The 18,057-nt window shown below is 61.0% G+C and carries 18 protein-coding genes; 15 read left to right on the top strand and 3 right to left on the bottom strand.

Features of this window, described 5'->3' with window-relative positions; all coding sequences use genetic code 11:
* The first annotated feature begins 52 nt into the window (after window positions 1-52).
* From EFQ99_RS07770 to EFQ99_RS07755, 4 genes are all read left to right on the top strand, one after another.
* Complete coding sequence (locus tag EFQ99_RS07770; RefSeq protein ID WP_126920404.1) at window positions 53-511, top strand: RT0821/Lpp0805 family surface protein; 459 nt, start codon at window positions 53-55, stop codon at window positions 509-511.
* 285 nt (window positions 512-796) lie between these two features.
* A complete protein-coding gene (locus EFQ99_RS07765; protein WP_126920402.1) occupies window positions 797-1,987 on the top strand; it encodes a J domain-containing protein in 1,191 nt (396 codons plus the stop codon).
* Window positions 1,988-2,108: 121 nt separating this feature from the next.
* Window positions 2,109-2,927: an enoyl-ACP reductase FabI gene (gene fabI / locus EFQ99_RS07760; protein ID WP_126920400.1), complete on the top strand. Its 819-nt coding sequence runs from the start codon at window positions 2,109-2,111 to the stop codon at window positions 2,925-2,927.
* A 24-nt stretch (window positions 2,928-2,951) separates the two neighbouring features.
* On the top strand, window positions 2,952-3,542 hold the full coding sequence (locus EFQ99_RS07755) for a histidine phosphatase family protein (protein WP_126920398.1): 591 nt from the start codon (window positions 2,952-2,954) through the stop codon (window positions 3,540-3,542).
* 103 nt (window positions 3,543-3,645) lie between these two features.
* Here the strand turns inward: EFQ99_RS07755 and EFQ99_RS07750 are convergent, their stop codons facing one another.
* Window positions 3,646-3,906, bottom strand: coding sequence for a DUF1344 domain-containing protein (locus EFQ99_RS07750; RefSeq protein WP_126920861.1), 261 nt, complete (start codon window positions 3,904-3,906; stop codon window positions 3,646-3,648).
* A 241-nt stretch (window positions 3,907-4,147) separates the two neighbouring features.
* On the opposite strand from EFQ99_RS07750, the gene EFQ99_RS07745 reads away from it, so the two are divergent.
* The 3 genes from EFQ99_RS07745 (at window position 4,148) to ribB (ending at window position 9,728) form a co-directional block, all read left to right on the top strand.
* Window positions 4,148-7,318 carry a bifunctional diguanylate cyclase/phosphodiesterase gene (locus EFQ99_RS07745; protein WP_126920396.1) on the top strand — a complete coding sequence of 1,057 codons (3,171 nt, stop codon included), beginning with the start codon at window positions 4,148-4,150 and terminating at the stop codon, window positions 7,316-7,318.
* Window positions 7,319-7,517: 199 nt separating this feature from the next.
* Complete coding sequence (gene aroC, locus EFQ99_RS07740) at window positions 7,518-8,615, top strand: chorismate synthase (RefSeq protein ID WP_126920394.1); 1,098 nt, start codon at window positions 7,518-7,520, stop codon at window positions 8,613-8,615.
* 9 nt (window positions 8,616-8,624) lie between these two features.
* Complete coding sequence (gene ribB, locus EFQ99_RS07735; protein WP_126920392.1) at window positions 8,625-9,728, top strand: 3,4-dihydroxy-2-butanone-4-phosphate synthase; 1,104 nt, start codon at window positions 8,625-8,627, stop codon at window positions 9,726-9,728.
* Between the two features lie 31 nt (window positions 9,729-9,759).
* On the opposite strand, the gene EFQ99_RS07730 is transcribed toward ribB, so the two are convergent.
* Window positions 9,760-10,950 (bottom strand): winged helix-turn-helix domain-containing protein, encoded by a 1,191-nt coding sequence (locus EFQ99_RS07730; RefSeq protein ID WP_126920390.1) that lies wholly within the window; start codon window positions 10,948-10,950, stop codon window positions 9,760-9,762.
* Between the two features lie 117 nt (window positions 10,951-11,067).
* On the opposite strand from EFQ99_RS07730, the gene EFQ99_RS07725 reads away from it, so the two are divergent.
* The 4 genes from EFQ99_RS07725 (at window position 11,068) to EFQ99_RS07710 (ending at window position 14,229) form a co-directional block, all read left to right on the top strand.
* Window positions 11,068-11,742 (top strand): energy-coupling factor ABC transporter ATP-binding protein, encoded by a 675-nt coding sequence (locus EFQ99_RS07725; protein WP_126920388.1) that lies wholly within the window; start codon window positions 11,068-11,070, stop codon window positions 11,740-11,742.
* Window positions 11,742-12,350, top strand: a complete 609-nt coding sequence (locus EFQ99_RS07720; protein ID WP_126920386.1) for an energy-coupling factor transporter transmembrane component T family protein — start codon at window positions 11,742-11,744, stop codon at window positions 12,348-12,350. Before EFQ99_RS07725 ends, EFQ99_RS07720 begins: the two co-directional genes overlap by 1 nt.
* Window positions 12,351-12,374: 24 nt before the next feature.
* Complete coding sequence (locus EFQ99_RS07715) at window positions 12,375-12,944, top strand: biotin transporter BioY (protein WP_126920860.1); 570 nt, start codon at window positions 12,375-12,377, stop codon at window positions 12,942-12,944.
* Window positions 12,945-13,614: 670 nt separating this feature from the next.
* Window positions 13,615-14,229 carry a 2'-5' RNA ligase family protein gene (locus EFQ99_RS07710; RefSeq protein WP_126920384.1) on the top strand — a complete coding sequence of 205 codons (615 nt, stop codon included), beginning with the start codon at window positions 13,615-13,617 and terminating at the stop codon, window positions 14,227-14,229.
* An 87-nt stretch (window positions 14,230-14,316) separates the two neighbouring features.
* Here EFQ99_RS07710 and EFQ99_RS07705 read toward each other — a convergent pair whose 3' ends face one another.
* Window positions 14,317-14,718 carry an acyl-CoA thioesterase gene (locus tag EFQ99_RS07705; protein ID WP_126920382.1) on the bottom strand — a complete coding sequence of 134 codons (402 nt, stop codon included), beginning with the start codon at window positions 14,716-14,718 and terminating at the stop codon, window positions 14,317-14,319.
* Window positions 14,719-15,004: 286 nt separating this feature from the next.
* On the opposite strand from EFQ99_RS07705, the gene EFQ99_RS07700 reads away from it, so the two are divergent.
* The 4 genes from EFQ99_RS07700 (at window position 15,005) to EFQ99_RS07685 (ending at window position 18,037) form a co-directional block, all read left to right on the top strand.
* Window positions 15,005-15,940 (top strand): histone deacetylase family protein, encoded by a 936-nt coding sequence (locus EFQ99_RS07700; RefSeq protein WP_126920380.1) that lies wholly within the window; start codon window positions 15,005-15,007, stop codon window positions 15,938-15,940.
* Between the two features lie 2 nt (window positions 15,941-15,942).
* The gene (locus EFQ99_RS07695) at window positions 15,943-16,194 is read left to right on the top strand and encodes an exodeoxyribonuclease VII small subunit (protein WP_008529288.1); all 252 of its coding nucleotides are present in this window, start codon (window positions 15,943-15,945) and stop codon (window positions 16,192-16,194) included.
* Window positions 16,195-16,280: 86 nt separating this feature from the next.
* The gene (locus EFQ99_RS07690) at window positions 16,281-17,048 is read left to right on the top strand and encodes an SDR family NAD(P)-dependent oxidoreductase (protein ID WP_126920378.1); all 768 of its coding nucleotides are present in this window, start codon (window positions 16,281-16,283) and stop codon (window positions 17,046-17,048) included.
* A gap of 65 nt (window positions 17,049-17,113) precedes the next feature.
* Window positions 17,114-18,037 (top strand): pirin family protein, encoded by a 924-nt coding sequence (locus tag EFQ99_RS07685; protein WP_126920376.1) that lies wholly within the window; start codon window positions 17,114-17,116, stop codon window positions 18,035-18,037.
* Window positions 18,038-18,057: the final 20 nt, after the last annotated feature.

The raw sequence follows: 18,057 nt of genomic DNA, 5'->3' as shown, positions 1-18,057 counted from the left end.
CCCCGGATTATTCAAAACTCGCCCAGCTTTTCATAACTGGACAGGACGCAGGGTGGAAGTCATAGCAAAGTCATATCGCCATACAAAGGGCCTGCGGCAACGCAGCAGCGCGTGCTTCGTCATGGCCGTTGCAATGCTGTCGCTTTCCGGTTGCGTTGGCAGTGGCATGGATTTTCTGAGCGAAGCCAAAGTCGACCGGTCGGTGGCAACCGGCACCGTCCCGCAGACCCCGCCGAGCACAGACACGCTCTCCGACGAGATGACCGTCCGCAACGCCGTGACCTCGGCCGACGTGCAAAGGCTCGAGGGCCAGCCGCTTCCCTGGGCGAATGCATCGACCGGCAGCGCCGGTGTCATCGATACGATCGTCGAAAATAACGAGGCAGGCCAGGTCTGCCGCCAGTTCCGCACGACGCGGCATTCCTATGTCGGCATCGCCAAATTCTACGGCAAGACCTGCCTGGTCGGCGGCGGCAACTGGCAGCTCTTGAGTTTCCAGCCGGAAAGTTAGTTCCGGCGGAAAGCTAAATCCGGCGGGAAAGCTGATCCGGCCGGCCGACAGATTAACAGCCGGCCCTTGTCGAGGCGAATGCTTAGCAAAGAGCTAACCATTTAAGATAAAACACCCCACATCTCTCCGTAGAAATAAGAAGTGATTAGCAACTCGGCCGCACGATCGGCGTTGAGAGCGGCTCCTCCTGCCTTTGCGGCGGGTGACGCTGCACAAGTGATATTGGAGTTTCGGGATGCCGGGCAAGGATAAGGCTTCCCGCATCGCAACACCGGCGGTTTTGACATGCGCGATCCTTACAAAATTCTGGGCGTCAAGCGCGACGCAGCGGCAGACGAGATCAAGGCGGCCTGGCGCAACATGGCCAAGGCAGCCCACCCCGACCACAATCAAGGCGACCCGACGGCGACCGCCCGGTTCGCCGAGATCGGCCGCGCCTACGAAACGCTGAAAGACCCACGCAAACGCAGCCTGTTCGACAATGCCGTGCGGATGGCGGAAGCCAAGAAGCAGGAACAGACGATCATGCAGCAGCGGCAGGCCGCGCGCGAGGCGGCGGTGCGCGCCAAGGCGGCGCAGGCCAATGCCGAGCGCGTGATGGAAGAGCTGGCGCGAGCCGCCCAGAAGACAGCCGCCGAGAGCTCCAGACAACAGGCCGGATCGGCTGAGCCTGCCGACGAGATGGTCGAGCGCATTTTCGGGGCCCAGGCGCGCGCGGCAGCCGGTGGCCAAGCGCAGGGTCGCGCGCAGCAGGCACAATATCAACAGACGCAAAACCAGCAGGCACAGAATCAGCAGGCGGGCGAGAGCGGCAGGCGCGTGGATGGCGACGCCGCCGAGGCCGAGATGAAGGGCGACGAGGACACCGGCGAGGCTGCGGCAGCTGCCGGCGCCAACCTGTCGCTACCGCTCAGCATCCTGACATCGCTCGTGCGCCGTTTTACCGGCGCCAAGGACACGGGCCTCGAAAAAGCCCCTGACGAGGTGACGACGGCGACGGTTACGATCGACGACGTATTGAAGAGCAGCTGGATCACGGCTTCACTGCCGGAGGGCCGCGAAATCGGCTTCGCGCTGCCGGCCGGCACGACGGACGGTCACGAGGTGCGGCTGAAGGGACAGGGCTTCAAGCTGCCGGGCATGCAGCGCGGCGATGCCGTCATCAATATCCGGATCGCGCCCGATTCGCGCTTCACGGTCGACGGTTTCGATCTGCACGCGGTGCTGCCGCTCAGCATCGAAAATGCGGTTCTCGGCACCGAGGCCCGTATCGACGGACCGAACGGGCCGCTGAACGTTACCATTCCCGCATGGTCCGGCTCGGACAAGACCGTCCGGATTCCCGGCCAGGGATTGCCCCGCGAAGAAGGTGGAAGAGGCGATCTCGTCGTCGAGTTGCGGATCATGTTGTGGGAAAAACCCGACGATAAGGTCACCGATCTCATGAGGAGTATGCGCGAGGGCCTGTTCCTGTGAAATTTTTATGACATTCGCACCCTTTGTTACGATCCCTAACAGTTGATGATCCAGGCCAAGCTTGAACCGATTAACGGCCTATGCCATAGGCAGGATCGATCAGATTCCTAGGGAGCGAAATATGGCTCAAGCATCCGGCCTCATGGCAGGCAAACGCGGCGTCATCATGGGTGTCGCCAACAATCGTTCGATTGCGTGGGGTATTGCCAAGGCCATTCATGCGCAGGGCGGAGAAGTCGCATTCACCTATCAGGGCGATGCGCTGAAGAAGCGCGTCGAGCCGCTCGCCGCCGAAATCGGGGCGACGCTCGTCGGCCACTGTGACGTCGCCGACGAAACCACCATCGACGCGGTTTTCGAAAACGTCGAAAAGCTCTGGGGCAAGATCGATTTCCTCGTGCATGCGATCGGCTTCTCCGACAAGGACGAGCTGACCGGCCGCTACGTCGACACCTCTGCCGACAACTTCGCCAAGACGATGCAGATCTCCGTCTATTCCTTCACCTCGGTCGCACGCCGCGCCGAGAAGCTGATGACGGATGGCGGCTCGATGCTCACCCTCACCTATTATGGTGCGGAAAAGGTGATGCCGAACTACAACGTCATGGGCGTCGCCAAGGCCGCGCTCGAAGCGAGTGTCAAGTATCTCGCCGTCGACCTCGGACCGCAGAACATCCGCGTCAACGCCGTCTCGGCCGGTCCGATCAAGACGCTTGCTGCTTCGGGCATCGGTGATTTCCGCTATATTCTGAAGTGGAACGAATACAATGCGCCGTTGCGCCGTACCGTTACCATCGAGGAAGTCGGCGATGTCGGCCTCTATCTGCTGTCCGACCTCTCGCGCTCCGTCACCGGCGAAGTGCATCATGCCGACAGCGGATACCACGTCATCGGTATGAAGGCCGTCGACGCGCCTGATATTTCCGTTATCAAGGACTAGAGCATTTCGAGTGGGGCTGAGACCGTGCTTATCTACGTGATCAGACACGGCCAGACCGACTGGAACGCTGAGCGCCGCCTGCAGGGTCAGAAGGATATCCCGATGAATGCGACGGGCCTGGAACAGGCCCGTCAGAACGGCATCGCACTCGGGAACATTCTCGGCGACAAGATCGATGAATTCGATTTCGTCGCAAGCCCGCTCAAGCGGACGCGGGCAACCATGGAAATCATCCGCACCGCAATGGGCCTGCCGCCGCTTGCCTACCGCACCGATCCGAGGCTGGTAGAAATATCCTTCGGCGACTGGGAGGGCTCGACCCTCAAGGAGTTGAAGGCGACGCAGCGCGAGCGGGTGGCGGAGCGCAACGCCTCAAAATGGGACTTCATTCCGCCCGGCGATGACGCGGAAAGCTATGAAATTCTCTCCTGGCGAACCGGCTCATGGCTGACCTCCGTCGATCGTCCGACGGTCTGCGTAACGCATGGCGGCGTCATCCGCACGCTTTTCAAGACGATCGCCGATCTGCCGAAGAGCAGCGCCGCGGAAGGCGAAATCCCGCAGGACCGCATTGTCAGGATCGAAACCGCCGAGCGGACGATCGTCTGGCTGTAAGCACCTAAATTGTACGGCTGTTTCGAAACCATCACGGACGGAATAAAAGAGAGCGCGTCGCATGATCTGCTGCGACGCGGCGCGATTTGGTCAGACGGCCCGCCTACTTGACGACATCGAGGTCGTTGATAACGCGCTTTCCATCGACTTCCGTATAGAAGACGATCACCTTCACGCCGGCTTCGAGGCCGTCGAAATTGAATTCTTCAGGCGCCTGGTAGGTCTTGCCGTCATCGAGTGTCAGCACGAGATTTGTTGTATCGACCTTCTTGATCGTCGCCTCGACATCGGCGCTCTCGGCAAAACCGCTCATCGGTGACAGGAAACTTGCTGTGGCCAAAAGCGTGGCGACGACGAAACGCATGGCGACAATCCTTTTGAAGCGCTGCACGAGAAAATGACTGGTCACAGATAAGCTCCTGAATATGGCGAAAATTGCCCGTAAGAATGGCTTTTCCCGCCCAATTGATGAATAGGATTTTAAATATAATCAAGATGCCGCATTAACCCTGCCTTCTCTCCATCCGCAAATTTTCGGCATCGGATCGGGCAATCGTAAATTAACCCCTGCCCCCTACAGTCGCTTCAAACATGGGGGTTTCATTTTGTTATCCAGGCTCAGCGACAGCAAGCAGTTGCGGCGCGTGTTGAAGAATACCCGCGTTTCGTTTCTGGTTTCATCGCTTGTTGCCCTCGTGGTCATCATGATCGGCGTCGGACTCGACCGAGCCAATACTGCATCTTATGTGCGCGAACTTCATATTCGCACCGAAAACGAGACGAACCTCATCCGCGCCCGCGTCATGGCTGAGATCAACATGGACCTCAGCATCGTCCGCGATCTTTCGAACCTGATCTCCGTCAGCAGCACCGCAAACAGCGAGGAGATGGAGCGCCAGATCAACTGGCTGCTGATCCAGAACCCACCTTTCATCCATATCGCCGTCGCACCTGATTTCATCGTCAGCGGCATCTACCCACCGCAATCCGACAATGAGCGGATCGGCCACGATGTGCGCGAGGCCCTCTTCTCGCGCCAGGCGATCACACTTGCCGTCGGAGACCAATCGGCGCGCTTCTACGGCCCGATCAAGACGGACGGCCGGGACGCCTTTGCCATCTTCTTCCCGGTCTTCGTCAAAGAGAGAGGCCAGCGGCGCATCTGGGGGGCGGTCGAGGTCGTCATCGATCAGGACATGTTCTATGAGGCGACCGGGCTGAAGCCCGCACATGACCGAGAGAACCAGGAACGCTACTCGCATCTCGACCATCTTTCGATTGCCATCAGAGATATCGGCTCGCCGGCCGCCGCGTCAGCGCCCTTCTTCGGTTCGCCCGATATTTACGACAAGCATCCGCTGCGCCGCGAGATCGGCTTTGCCGGCGGCAGATGGGAGCTTTCCGCCGTCCCCAACAGCGGCTGGGAGGCTTTACCCGAAAACCGCACCGAGCTGCGCCTGATCATCGCCGCCGCCAGCTGCATCATCATCATTCCGATCTTCTTCGCCACGCTCCTGCTCGGCGAGCGCAACCGCAACATCACCGAGCTGATGGCGCGCGAGGCGAAACTGCTGGAACTGTCGCAGCGGCTCAATCTGGCGCTCGAATCCTCAAATATCGGCATCTGGGAGCTGCAGGATCATTCGAGCAGCCTGCTCTGGGACTCCCGCGCCGCAGCCTTACACGGCAAGACGGCGAAAGAAGGAAGCTGGCCGCTCGACGAATGGCTGGCGGCAATCGTGCCCGAGGACCGTGAAAACGCCGAAGTGCACTTCTTCAGCTGCAGCATCGCGGGTGCGGCCTGCACGGGGCAATACCGCATCATGCTTGCCGACGGCGGCACCCGCTACCTGCGCTCGGTCGGCGCCTTCTATACGGATGCCGGCGGCGTCGGCAAGACGATCGGAATCGTCTGGGACGTGACCGCCGATGCCGAGACCACCGACACGCTGCGTAGGGCCAAGGATACGAGCGAGGTCAAGAATGCCGAACTCGAGCTCGCGCTGGAAGAACTCTCAAGTCGCGAGGGGCAGCTCGCCGAGCTTTCGAGCCGGCTCGATCTTGCGCTCAATTCCTATCAGTGCGGCATATGGGAGGCGCGGCCCGGCCGAGGCGGCTCGATCTGGAACGAGCGGATGCACGAGCTCTACGGCCTCACACCCCGCAACGGTTTCATGACCGAGGAAATCTGGCTCAGCCGCATCCACCCGGAGGACCGCGGCCTGGCGGTCGAAAGCGCCCGTTACTTCAAGAAGAGCGGCGATACCCACACCCTCGTCTGCCGGGTGATCGTCGATGACGGTTCGGTGCGCTATGTGCGCTCTGTCGGCAAGGTCCACCAGACGGCAAGCGGCGAGATGAAGATCATGGGCATCGCCTTCGACGCCACCGAAGACGTGCTGATGACGATCCGGCTGAAAGCGGCCAAGGACGAGGCGGTTGCCAAGAATATCGAGCTCGAGCTTGCCAAGAACAGGATCGAGCATAATTCGCTGCACGATCCGCTGACGGCGCTTGCCAATCGCCGCAAGCTCGACATCGCACTGGCAAACCTGACCCATGACGGTCGCGGGCAGCGGCAGAAATTTGCGATCCTGCACATCGACCTCGACCGCTTCAAGGAAATCAACGACACACTCGGCCATGCCGCCGGCGATGCGATGCTGGTGCATGCCTCGAAGGTGCTCGCGAAGAACGTCCGCGGCAGCGACGTCGTCGCGCGCATCGGCGGAGATGAATTCGTCATCCTCGCACTTGACGTCGGCGACAGCGAGATGGCCGAGCTTTCGACGCGGATCATCGAAGAGATGCGCCAGCCGATCGATTTTCAGGGTTTCTCCTGCCGCTGCGGCGTGTCGATCGGCGTGGCGCTCGCCAACGGCATTCATGTCGATGCGCGCAAGGTGCTGATCAATGCCGATATCGCGCTCTACCGCGCCAAGAGCATGGGCCGCAACCGCTTCGAATTCTTCAATCACAATCTCCAGGCCGATATCGTCAACACCAAGCGCACGGCCGACGAGATCCTCGCCGGCATCGAGAATGGCGAATTCACCGCCTGGTACCAGCCGCAATTCTCGGCCCGCACGATGGAACTGACGGGTGTGGAAGCGCTGGTACGCTGGGCGCATCCGTCCAGAGGGCTGCTTTCACCCGACAAGTTCCTGCGCATCGCCGGCGAGATCAATGTCGTGCAGACGCTCGACCGGATCGTCCTCGAAACGGCACTGCACGACAAGATGCGCTGGGCGGCGCGCGGCATCGCCGTTCCCAAGGTCTCCGTCAATGTTTCGGCGCGGCGGCTGCATGACGGCAGTCTGCTGGAGTCGCTCGCCGGCCTGCATATTCGTCCGGGCGAACTCTCCTTCGAATTGGTGGAATCGATCTTCCTCGACGAGAGTGAAGATGTCGTCTCGCACAATCTCGAGCGCATCAAAGCACTTGGCATCGATATCGAGATCGACGATTTCGGCACCGGCCATACTTCGATCGTCAGCCTGTTGAAGGTGAAACCCAAGCGGCTGAAGATCGATCGCCAGCTGGTACAGCCGATCATCGGATCGTCGCAGGAGCGCGCGCTGGTCAGCTCGATCATCGAGATCGCCCGCTCGCTCGGCGTCGAGACGGTGGCTGAAGGGGTAGAGACTGCAGCGCATGCCGAACTGCTACGTGATCTCGGCTGCGACATCCTGCAGGGCTATGCCTTCTCGCGGCCGCTCTCCTTCGATGATTTCACCGCGGAAGCGACCGGGACAGGGTGGCGGGTGGCCTCATGATCGCCGCCTGCCAATCGGCCTCCCCCGCTCGCGGAAAGAACTAGCGTCGTTCATCGTTCACAAAAGACGGAAACAGCATTTCCGCCGCTGCCGGTTTCACGCAAAGAAAGGCTTTTGCCTCGATGGTTTTTTGGCCTATGAGTGTCGCGCCTTTTCAAGCAATGGCGCGGCCGGCTTTGGCGCGCCACCGTGGGAACACATGTCGCACAATACATTCGGTCACCTCTTCCGTGTAACCACCTGGGGCGAAAGCCATGGTCCGGCGCTCGGCTGCGTCGTCGACGGCTGCCCTCCGGGTCTGCGCTTCAAGCTCGAGGACCTGCAGGTCTGGCTTGACAAGCGCAAGCCGGGGCAATCCCGCTTCGTGACGCAGCGGCGCGAGGACGATCTGGTCAAGGTGCTTTCCGGCGTGATGCTGGATGCCGATGGCGAGACGATGACGACCACCGGCACGCCGATCTCCATGCTGATCGAAAACACCGACCAGCGCTCCAAGGATTACGGTGAGATCGCTAGGCAATACCGCCCCGGCCATGCCGATTATACCTATGATCTCAAATACGGCATTCGCGATTATCGCGGCGGCGGAAGGTCTTCGGCGCGCGAGACCGCGGCGCGGGTTGCGGCCGGCGGCATCGCCCGCCTCGTCGTGCCAGGTGTTGCCGTGCGCGGCGCGCTGGTCCAGATCGGCAAGCACAAGATCGATCGCCGCAACTGGGATTGGGACCAGGTCGGGCAGAATCCGTTCTTTTCGCCCGACGCGGCGATCGTGCCCGTCTGGGAGGAATATCTCGACGGCATCCGCAAGAGCGGCTCCTCGATCGGCGCGGTCATCGAAGTGGTCGCCGAAGGCGTGCCAGCCGGCCTCGGCGCGCCGATCTATGCCAAGCTCGACCAGGACATCGCCTCGCTGCTGATGTCGATCAACGCCGTCAAGGGCGTGGAGATCGGCAATGGCTTTGCTGCCGCCGAAACCAGCGGCGAAGACAATGCCGATGAGATGCGCATGGGCAATGACGGCACGCCGATCTTCCTTTCCAACAATGCCGGCGGTATTCTTGGCGGCATCTCCACCGGGCAGCCGGTGGTGGCGCGCTTCGCCGTCAAGCCAACCTCCTCGATCCTGACCGAGCGCCAGTCGATCGATGCCGACGGCAAGAATGTCGACATCCGCACCAAGGGCCGTCACGACCCCTGCGTCGGCATCCGCGCCGTGCCGATCGGCGAGGCGATGGTCGCCTGCGCCATCGCCGACCATTATCTTCGCGATCGCGGCCAGACCGGCCGTCTGAAATAGGAGCGCCCCATGTCTTATGACCAGAAGCGCGTCGTCGACGCCATCCGGGCCTTCGAGGCCGGCGAAATCGTCGTCGTCATGGACGATGACGACCGCGAAAACGAGGGCGACCTGATCGTTGCCGCCGTGCACACCACGCCGGAAAAGATGGCGTTCATCGTGCGCCATACATCAGGCATCGTCTGCGCGCCGATGCCCAAGGAGGAGGCCAAGCGCCTCAACCTCAACGCCATGGTGGCGGAAAACGATTCGGCCCATACGACCGCTTTCACCGTTTCGGTCGACTTCAAGCATGGCACGACGACGGGCATCTCCGCCGACGACCGGACGCTGACGGTGCGCAACCTCGCCAATCCGAATGTCGGCGCCGCCGATTTCGTCCGTCCGGGCCACATCTTCCCGCTGGTCTCCCGCGAAGGCGGGGTGCTGATGCGTTCGGGCCATACCGAAGCGGCAGTAGATCTCTGCAGGCTCGCCGGCCTGCCGCCGATCGGCGTCATCTCCGAGCTCGTCAACGATGACGGCACCGTCACGCGCGGGCCGCAGGTGATCGAATTCGCTGAAAAGCACGGGCTGAAGCTCCTCTCGGTCGCCGATCTCATCGCCTATCGTCAGCGCAAGGAAACGCTGGTCGAACATGGTGCGAGCTTCGACATCGAAACGCCGTTCGGCAAGGCCAAGGCCCATACCTATTCCCTTCCCTGGGATCCGATGCAGCACCTCGCCGTCGTCTTCGGGGACATCCGCGACGGCGTAGACATCCCCGTTCGCCTGCATCCCGAAAACGTTGCGGAAGATCTTTTCGGCAAGAAGAGCCCCGTCGATTTCTACATGCAGAAGATCGCCGAGGAAGGACGCGGCGTCATCGTCTATCTGCGCGAGGGCTCGGTCGGCGTCGGTCATTACGACAACGGCCGCAAGGCCCGCAGCCAGGGCCGCGAAGCCCATACCGAAGCGCAAACCCGCGACAGCGAATGGCTGGAAATCGGCCTCGGCGCGCAGATCCTCAAGGATCTCGGCGTCAGCTCGATCAAGCTGCTCGCCAGCCGTGAGCGGCACTATGTCGGCCTGGAAGGCTTCGGCATCAAGATCAGCAAGACGGAGATCTGCTGAGGCTTTTCCCTTCTCCCCGCGGGAGAAGGGACTAACCTTTCCAACCATCCAAAAGCACGACCTTCTCTACGCCCGCGAACCTGGCGACCCGGTCCAGCTCCGCTTCCAGCCTCTCCAGCCTGCCGGCCGACGGCTTCACGCCTGGCTCCAGCCAGAGCCGCCTGACATCGAGTGTCGATTTCTTCCGATCCGCCTTCATGTCGATGCGGCCGATCAGCCGGTCGCCTTCGAGCAGCGGGAAGACGTAGTAGCCGTATTCGCGCTTCGGCTCGGGCACGAAAATCTCGATGCGGTAGAAGAAGCCAAACAGGCGTTCGGTGCGGTTGCGGTCGCGGATCATCGGGTCGAAGGGGCTGAGCACGCGGATGCGCGGCGGAGCGCCGGGGTAATCGTCGATCGTCGAGAGGAAATCGGCAAAGGCCCAGGACGGACGCGCCTTGCCGCCGAGCGCCGGTTCGATCAGCACCTCGATCAGTTCGTCGCGATGGGCTGCGACCCAGGCCTTGGCTTCATCGGGCGAAACCAGATTCCAGAAGGCTGATATTTCGCCATGGGTGGCGAAACCGAGGCGGGTGAGAGCGCTGCGGCAGGCCCAATCGACGAATTCCTCGCGGCTCACCTCCGGCTTGCGGAATTCGTCCGGTATCACTCGTTCCGTGAGATCATAGATCTTCTGGAAGTTCGAGCGGCCGGCGATGGCGAACTTGCCGGTGTGCCAGAAATATTCGAGCGCCGTCTTGTTCGGATGCCAATTCCACCAGCCGCCGGAGACGTGGCCATCGGCCTTGACGTCGCGCGCCAGCATTGCGCCGTCGCGCTGCACCCGCTCATAGGTCTCCTCGAACGCCGCCTCGAAGCCCTCGCCGCGCCATTTGCGCCAGCGTTCGATGATCACCTTCTCCTGATGCCGGAACTTGTGCTTCCAATAGACGAAGAAAGCGCTCGGCAGGATCGAGGCGTCATGCGTCCAGTGCTCGAACAGCACCCCTTCCTTTTCGAGCAGCGCGGTCAGATGCTCGCGCCGGTAGGTTTGGTTGCGGGAAAACAGGATCTGGTGATGCGCCCGCTCCACCGTTTGGATGCTGTCCACCTGAACGAAGCCGAGATCATGAATGAGCTGCAGCAACCCGGTCTTGGTCAGGGCGCGGTTCGGCGGAGCGCTGAGGCCCTGCTTGGCAAGGAAAACGCGGCGGGCGTCGGAATTGGAGAGCAGATTCGCCATGAGTGCATCATAGTCCGGAAAATCTTCCTAGCCACCCGATATCGCCAGCGTGTTTTGCTCTTTCATCATGCTCGATTACCCGTATAGAAGCAGGATTATCTGGATGTGAGGATTGGTTTGGATATTCGTTTCGAAGGCGCCGGGGTCAGTTTCGGGGCGCGGGTGGCGCTGGAGCCGCTGACGCTTGCTCTCGGCGAGAAGCGTATCGGCGTCATCGGGCTCAACGGCTCGGGCAAGACGACTTTCGCACGATTGATCAACGGATTGACGAAGCCGTCGATCGGGCGGGTCATCGTCAACGGCCGCGACATGAGCGATGAAAAGACGGCCACGCCCGATGTCGGCTTCATCTTCCAATCGCCGCAGAACCAGATCATCCTGCCGATCGTCAGGGACGACATCGCCTTCGGATTGAAACGGCGCGGCTTCACCAAGGCGGAGATCGAGGCAAAGGTCGAGGGCGTGCTCGCCCGCTTCGGCGCTGAGGCGCTGGCCGACCGCCGGGCACACGAGCTCTCGGGTGGCGAACTGCAGATGGCGGCCCTCTGTTCTGTGCTGGCGACGGGGCCGAGCATTCTCATCCTCGACGAGCCGACCAACCAGCTCGATCTCAAGAATCGGGCGCTGGTCGAGAAGATCATCGCCGGGCTCCCGGAAAGCGCCATCGTCATTACCCACGATCTGGACCTGATCGCCGGTTTCGAACGGGTGCTGCTGTTTCACGAAGGACGGCTTGCCGCGGATGCGCCGGCTGCCGAAGCGATCTCGCGCTACAGGGAGATCGCCGTCTGATGCAATCGTTCTATGTCGAAGGCAACAGCGCGATGCATCGGCTTTCGCCACGAGTAAAGCTGCTGTCGCTTGCGATCGTCAGCGTCGTGCTGTTCATCAGCGAGAACATCGCCCTGCTTTCGGTCGCCGTGCTGCTGGCGGCGATCGTCTGCCGAATGGTCGGCATGCCCGTGGCGGAGGGGTTGAGACGGCTGCGGCCGATCTTCCTGACGATCGTCATCGTGGCGCTCTTCAACCTGATCTTCAACCCCTGGCACGACGCACTGGTGACCCTGCTGCGACTGACGGCGCTGATGCTTCTGGCCGCCACCGTCACGGCGACGACGACCATTGCGCAATTCATCGACGAAGTGACGGCGCTTGCCCGCCCGCTGGAGCGCACCGGCTGGGTGCAGGCCGACGATATTGGCCTGGCCATCGGGCTCGTCCTGCGCTTCGTACCGGAAATTCTCGGCCGGTATCAGGCGATCCGCGAGGCACATGAGGCACGCGGATTGAAGGTCCGGCCGACCACGCTGCTCGCGCCGCTGATCATCCTGACGCTCAGGGATGCGGATAATGTCGCTGCGGCGATTGACGCGCGCGGCATTCGGCGGCATGTGAATTAACCATTAAAAATTACGGAGTTCATGATGAGCACCCGCGACCTCGTTCTTACCGCCCTCTTTGCCGCGATCATCGTGGCGCTCGGCCTGCTGCCGCCGATCACGCTCGGCTTCATTCCGGTACCGATCACCGCCCAGTCGCTCGGCGTGATGATGGCCGGCGTGGTGCTCGGCGCCCGGCGCGGCGCGCTCGCCGTGGTGATCGTGCTGTTGCTGGTCGCTTTCGGTCAGCCGGTACTTTCCGGCGGTCGCGGCGGCCTTGCCATCTTCGCCTCGCCGTCCGCCGGCTTCCTCTTCGGCTGGATCTTCGCCGCCTTCGTCACCGGCTATCTCAGCGAGCGGCTGGTCAACCATCAGCAATCCGGTTTGGTGCAGGGCGTGAGCTTCTTTCTCGCCGCCGTGATCGGCTGCATCGCCGTTCTCTACGCCTTCGGCATCACTTATCTTGCGACCGCCGGAGGGATGGGCTTCCAAAAGGCCTTCGTCGGCTCGATGGCCTTTATTCCCGGTGACGTGATCAAGGCTTTCGTCGCAGCGCTGCTGGGCCGCGCCGTCATGGTCGGCTACCCGCTGCTGCCGGCGCGCTTGAGCAGGTAAGGGACCGGGCTTCTCAGGCAAATGCCATCAATGGCCGCCTTCTGCTTGAAGGTGGCCATTATTCGTCAACGGGAGTGGGGTGATGCTTGGGTCAGGCCCGAGCAGAACCGGACTTTCTTCCATCAACTTAGCGGTCATCTCTTTCAGCAATCCTGCCCATCTCACGCTCGATCTCTTGGTATCGCGGCGTTGCATAAATTCAGGCAACAAAAAACCGCCTTAAGGCGGTCGGGCATTCTGTCGATTTCAGTTTGATTTAGTCTCCTCCTCCACAATCCCCGCCACCTCCGTCGCAGCCCCCGTCATCCGATGCCTCGAACCCGACGTCACCGCCTGAGCCTTCCCCGGTATCAGCGGTGGTCTGGGCGGTCTTCCCTACCACCCCGGAGATCAGGGTAAAAACCAAGGCGCCTATAACGAGCATGGTCGTCAAAAGAGATATATCCAATCAGTATCCTTTCGTTGGCTTCAGGAAATCTCGTTTCCTGATTAAAATAGTGGATTATTTATTCGACACCGGCAATAGCCTCAATATGAAACTTTCATGACATCCTGGACCGCGTCAAATAACGGGCTGCCATTGGCGAGTGGTTTCGTGCCGTGATAGCAAGACGTGGGATTGCGCTCCTTTGGAGTGCCTGCTTATGCCGGGGTGGAAGGACATGCCGCTGTGATCCGCACGAAGGTTGATACACTGTGGTTTAGGCAGTGCTGCGCGTTTCACCTACAATTTATCCCCGACAGCGAGACGCTATCAACGCTCAGCGGATTACAGGACAGCATCGAACGAGACAGCGGCGCGGCGCTCTTGCGCGTGCCGACAACAAGCTTGCACATGACGATCGTCACTCTCGTCAACGCGGCGACCCAAGTCAGTATACCAAACGACGATGTCTGGAGGCTGAAAGGTGAGAAATGGAAGGAGATCGTGGAGGGACTGGTCGAAGAGACTCCGCCGTTTGACCTCGACCTTCATGATGTGGCCGTTTCAGAGGCCGCTATCTTCGTCAAGGCAGAGGAGCCCCCGGAATTAAGGAGGCTTCGTTCGGCCATCTCACACGCCATCTGCTTCGAGCACTGGCGTCCAACTCCTCCCCGAATAGCGCACATAACATTGTTCAGGTTTTTTGCGGAAGAACCAATGCCAACGGTCAATTTCGACGCAGATTTTTTGCCCTCACGGGTGAGGGTCGAATCCTTTAAGTTGCTGGAAGAGCGAATTTATCCAAACGTCGAGATCGATATACTCGGCGAGCCGCTCCTGCGGGGCAAACACACGGAATGAAAACACTGGTTGGTCCGCCTGCTATGGCCGACTGAACTCATTCAGCGCGTGGGGGAACGCCACCAGGCTCGCCCGGGGGATTCACCGCTAATCCAAAAAGCGATAGAGCCAGTCGCGCGTTTCCTCGGGCAACGAGGTCGGCGACTGGTCTTCACGGGCGCGGGCCTGCCAGATGATTTCCACCTCGGCGGCACGCTCCTCCCCGGTGTCTATGGAAATCAGGAAGCCGATAGAACGCACGCCGATCTTGTCGACGGCGGCGGTGAAGGTGGCTGGTTCGTGATAGTGCAGCGGACGATGGAGAATGCAGGACACTTTGCTGGCGCTATAGAGCGGTTCGTCCTCCACATCGGGGCGTGACGACCAGAAGCTTGAAAGAGCGGACTCCGCGTAAGAAATATAGGATGCCAGAAACATCTGGCCGTTCATATCAACGTCGCGAAACGGCACGTGTATTTCCGCCACACCAGGGCGTTTCGACTGACTCATCAACAGAACTGCCTTACAATATTCCCCAACTGCGACAGTACTGCATAAATCTTCAAATCGGAAACGATTTCAAGACGAAATCATGCAGCAGTTCAAAGTGTTACAGTAGGCTTTACGAGTCTGAGCGATAGGGGCCGCCATGACGCTGATTTTCGAAACAAACGTTGCGAAGAAGCTTTGTAATACCCAGAGCGGCGTGCAGGCGTGACAAGAGCGCTTGTTGAAATCATCAGGCGATGCCCCATCTGCTGTGGAACATGTCACATACGACCGATAGAGTGTCTCCATGAGCACCCGTCTTTACGAACATCCAATCTTCCTGGAACACGTGACGCCCGCCGGCCATCCGGAGCGGTCGGACAGAATCCGCGCCATCAACGTCGCGCTGGAACATCCGAATTTCGAGCGGCTGGAGCGCAGACAGGCGCCGCAAGCGAGCGAGGATGCGGTGCTGCTGGCCCATCCGGAAGAGCATCTCATCGCCGTCATGCGGGAGATTCCCGAAGAAGAAGATCGGATCAACCAACTCGAAGCCGATACTTACGCCAGCCAAAAGAGCCTGCAAGCGGCGCTGACCGGCATCGGCGGGGCGATGGCAGCGGTGGACGACGTCTTTACCGGCCGGGCCGACAACGTCTTCGTCGCCGCCCGCCCGCCGGGGCACCATGCCGAGAAGTCGATGGCGATGGGCTTCTGCTTCTTCAATAATGCGGCGATTGCCGCTCGCCACGCGCAAAAGACGCATGGCGCCGAACGCGTCGCCATCGTCGACTGGGACGTGCATCACGGCAACGGCACGCAGGATATCTTCTGGGACGATGCCTCGGTGCTGTTCTGCTCGACGCATCAGATGCCGCTCTATCCCGGCACCGGCGCCAAGGACGACAAGGGCAAGCACAACACCATCGTCAATGCGCCGCTTTCGCCGAATGTCGGCAGCGACCATTTCCGCGAGGCGTTCAAATCCCGCGTGCTGCCCGCCCTTGATGATTTCCGGCCGGATCTCATCATCATTTCGGCCGGCTTCGACGCGCATCACCGCGATCCGCTGGCGCAGATCAACCTGACGGGCGAGGATTTCGACTGGGCGACCGGGCGCGTGCTCGAACTTGCCGACCGGCACGCGAAGAACCGGGTCGTCAGCCTGCTCGAAGGCGGCTATGATCTCGAAGGCCTCGCCGAATCGGCGGGCATGCATATTCTGCGAATGATGAAGGGTTGAGAATGTCTGACAGCGCCAAGCCTGAGGTATCAGGCCTTTCCTTCGAAAAGGCGGTCGCCGAACTCGAAAGCATCGTCGCCCGACTGGAACGCGGCGACGTGGCGCTTGATGAATCCATCGAGATCTACGAGCGCGGCGAAGCACTGAAGAAACATTGCGAGACCCTGCTTTCGGCCGCCGAGAACCGCATCGAGAAGATCCGTCTCGACCGCGCCGGCAAGCCGCAGGGCGTCGAGCCGCTCGACGGCGCCTGAGGCGTACCGAAACTCCCTTTGAAGGCGCTTGGCGATCGGCTTCAGACCGATCTATGATCCCCTCGCAACGATAAGGGGACTGACAGATGACGGACAGATTGAAGGGCAAGGTCGCTATTATCTCGGGCGGCGCGACCGGCATGGGTGGCGCGGCCTCGAAGCTTTTTGCGGCGGAAGGCGCGCGAGTCGCGATCATCGACCGCAACGGCCAGGCGGCTGATGAGACCGTCAAAGCGATCCGTGATGCCGGCGGCGAGGCCGATTGCTGGACGGCCGATGTCTCGGACGAAGCCGCCGTCAATGCCGCAGTCGCTGGTGTGGAGGAGCGCTACGGCGCGGTGACCGTGCTCTTCAATCATGCCGGCACGATCGTCATCAAACCTTTCCTGGAAACGACGCTTCAGGAATGGGACTGGCTGCATGCCGTCAACGTGCGCTCGATGTTCCTGATGACCAAGGCCGTGCTGCCGAAGATGATTGCGGCCGGCGGCGGTTCGATCGTCTGCACCTCGTCGATCTCGGCGGTCGCCGCCACGCCGATGGAAGTGCTTTATGACACGACCAAGGGTGCCGTGCATATGTTTGCCCGCGCCATCGCGGTGGAATTCCGCGACCGCAACATCCGCTGCAACGCCGTCTGCCCCGGCTTCATCCGCACACCGCATGGCCTGCGCGAGGTCGCCGACCTGCAGGCGCTCGGCGTCGATGTTTCCGATGCCGCCATCGCCGCCCAGCAGGGGCGAATCGGCGAACCTGAGGATGTGGCGCGGGCCGCCCTTTATCTCGCCAGCGACGAGTCGAATTTCGTCAACGGCGCCCATCTCTTCGTCGATAACGGCTTCACGGCGATCTGAGTCGTTGGACGCGCGGCGCTTCAGGCACTATCTGTGGTCGATGTTTTTGTGATCGGAGATCCGTCATGTCCTTCTTTCCCGGTAAAGACCCCCTGCCAGGCGATGCTTTCGCCTGCGACGCGATCGAGAACCTGATCATTCCGCGCACCAGCGATATCGGCGGTTTCCAGGTGCGGCGCGCGCTGCCCACGAGGCAGCGCCGGCTCGTCGGGCCGTTCATCTTCTTCGACCGCATGGGGCCGGCGATCCTGAAGCCGAATGAGGCGCTCGACGTGAAGCCGCATCCGCATATCGGGTTGTCGACGGTTACCTATCTGTTCGACGGCGAGATCCGCCATCGCGACAGCCTTGGCACGGAAAAGGTCATCCGCCCCGGCGATATCAACCTGATGACGGCAGGGCGCGGCATCGTGCATTCGGAGCGCACGCCGGACAATCTGCGCGGCCATCCGCTGCTGATGTCGGGGCTGCAGACATGGCTGGCGCTACCAGACGATAAAGAGGAGATCGATCCCTCCTTCGCGCACACACAAAAGAGCGAAATGCCGCTGATTGAAACAACAGGCGTGCGTGGGCGTGTGGTCATCGGTTCATTCGAAGGCATGACCTCCCCCGTCGGTGCTTTCTCCGACACGCTCTATGTCGATCTGAACCTGGAGCCACGCGCCAAGTTTCCCTTCGGCGCGGCCCATGAGGAGCGCGCCGTCTACGTGCTCTCGGGCGAAGTCGTCATAGCGGGCGACCGGTTCGCCGCCGACCAGCTGCTGGTCTTCCGGCCGGGCGATGCGATCACGCTCGAAGCCGGCAGCGAGGGTTGTCACCTGATGCTCTTTGGCGGCGCGGCGCTGAATTCGAAGCGCTATATCTGGTGGAATTTCGTGTCTTCTTCGAAGGAGCGGATCGAAAAGGCCAAGGAGGAGTGGCGCACCGGCCGCTTCGATATCGTTCCAGGCGACGAAGAGGAATTCGTGCCTTTGCCGGAAAGCTGACCCAGCCGCGCGAAAGAAAT

Source organism: Rhizobium vallis, assembly GCF_003985155.1.
GTDB lineage: Bacteria > Pseudomonadota > Alphaproteobacteria > Rhizobiales > Rhizobiaceae > Rhizobium > Rhizobium vallis.
This window is presented reverse-complemented; position numbering and strand designations above follow the sequence as displayed.